A 1,597-nucleotide genomic window follows, 5' to 3' on the forward strand; every position below is an offset into this window, starting at 1 on the left:
CTTCTGGCCCACCGGCCATTGTCCCTCTTACGGCTGAATTACTCACGCAGCGGTGGATACGGAGCCGGGTTTCTTGAGCTTGAGTGTTCTCGTGCTTGCTACTGCGGGTAATGTCCGGTTGGCCGACAACAGATACATTGGGTATGAACCAAAGGTCGTAATCCATCTTTCGCGCTTCAACTTGTCTATTGAAAGGGGCTGCGAAGGGGCTGTGTAATTTTCAAAATAGTTGTCTTCCTCTGGACCGTGAGTACGACGGAAGTTCCTGCTTTGCTAAGGGCTTCCGATACCTTCCAGAGAGGAAGACCGCTGACTTCATCGACGGCCAGAATCTCATCGCCCGGCTCCAGTCCAGCCTGTGCTGCTGGCGAACCGGGGAGTACACTGTCGATCGCTACGATTTGATATTGAGGTCCCGGAGATACCAGATGTAACCCGCTGGCATCGGTTTCAAAAGGCTCGCTGAGAGTTCGATTGGGCAAGAGCACCATGCGTTTGCCTGTGTAGTCCCAGGTCACCGTAAAGCGTTTCAGTACTCCAGCACCGATGAAACCCGCAACAGTTGCGTTCGATAAGGCGCCGGAGCTAGCCTCTGGGACGGCCGCGACCACTCTGGAAAAGAGAAATGGACCGAGACCGACATGCGGCACGCGTACTCGTTTTCAGTGAATCGTGCCACCTACAGCCGTTACCGTAGGCGTGTCCACGAAATGGGTCTGGGCGATCAAGCCAGGATGGGATTCAAGAAACTTCTTGTTCAGGATCATTGCCCCAGTGGTCCCACTGTCCACCAGGAAAAGCGCGGTGACCTTCTTGCCATCCTCCCCCTCGATGCTTGCCTCTACGAAGGGGGTATTGCTTAAGATCTGAACAGGGATGGCGGTTCCAAGGAGCGGCGTTCCAGAGACAGGAGACGTGAATGTGACGCGCTGCTGCTCATAGTCGACGGTGATCGTATAGTGCAGGAAGAGATTGCTTCCGAAGATCGCATCCACGCGCTTTCCCACCTGCTCAGCAACGTAGTCGATGGGCAGGATCGCGCTCTGTTGGTGGAGAAGACTGATCCGACTCGCTGACTGCCCCATTTGAGTTCGCAATCGTCGACAAAGTGCACCGTCTGATCCGAACCTTTTCCGATGCCACTGGCTTCTGAAGAGTGAGTTGACGTTAGGCGGAGAGTCTCCGCCAACGGAGGGCTGACAATACTGACCGAGGCACCGCTATCGAGGATGACATTCAGTGGGGTCGAATTGTTCACTTCGCCCTGCATATAGACGAGTCCTGAGATAACCTGCACGGGAGTCGTCACGGGTGAAGCGCTCTGCTGGCTTAAGCAGTTCGAGCACAAGAAGCCAAAGAGAAGTGCGTTGGCGAAGATTGCACGTCGGCGGAGGCCACAATCCATCATGCATGAAGAATATAGGTAGTAGGTTCTCTGAGATGGAAAACTGCAAGTCTGACTGTCGTTGTAATACTCGTGCGAGCCACTCCTCATAACACCAATAGACCTTTGTCCGCCCCGTTGCTCCATTGATCGCGGTCTGCAGAGGATACACATTCCCATCTGCCTCTCCAATTGTCGGCGATCCACCGTACG

At 54.4% G+C, this 1,597-nt stretch carries 2 protein-coding genes and 1 pseudogene; all 3 read right to left on the reverse strand.

Annotated elements, in window-relative coordinates; all coding sequences use genetic code 11:
- Positions 1-185: 185 nt before the first annotated feature.
- Entirely contained in the window at positions 186-650 is a 465-nt protein-coding gene (locus Q363_RS31545) for a PDZ domain-containing protein (RefSeq protein WP_035358719.1), read from the reverse strand.
- A 12-nt stretch (positions 651-662) separates the two neighbouring features.
- A complete protein-coding gene (locus Q363_RS45100) occupies positions 663-1,085 on the reverse strand; it encodes a hypothetical protein (RefSeq protein WP_035358720.1) in 423 nt (140 codons plus the stop codon).
- A gap of 32 nt (positions 1,086-1,117) precedes the next feature.
- Positions 1,118-1,564 (reverse strand): annotated as a pseudogene (locus Q363_RS47320) (aspartyl protease family protein); the annotation flags it as partial.
- Positions 1,565-1,597: the final 33 nt, after the last annotated feature.

The sequence above is a fragment of the Edaphobacter aggregans DSM 19364 genome, from assembly GCF_000745965.1.
Classification (GTDB): Bacteria; Acidobacteriota; Terriglobia; order Terriglobales; family Acidobacteriaceae; genus Edaphobacter; species Edaphobacter aggregans.

Coding starts and splice junctions, on each gene's coding strand:
- Q363_RS45100 (WP_035358720.1), bottom strand. CDS start 1,085: ATGGGGCAGTCAGCGAGTCGGATCAGTCTTCTCCACCAACAGAGCGCG.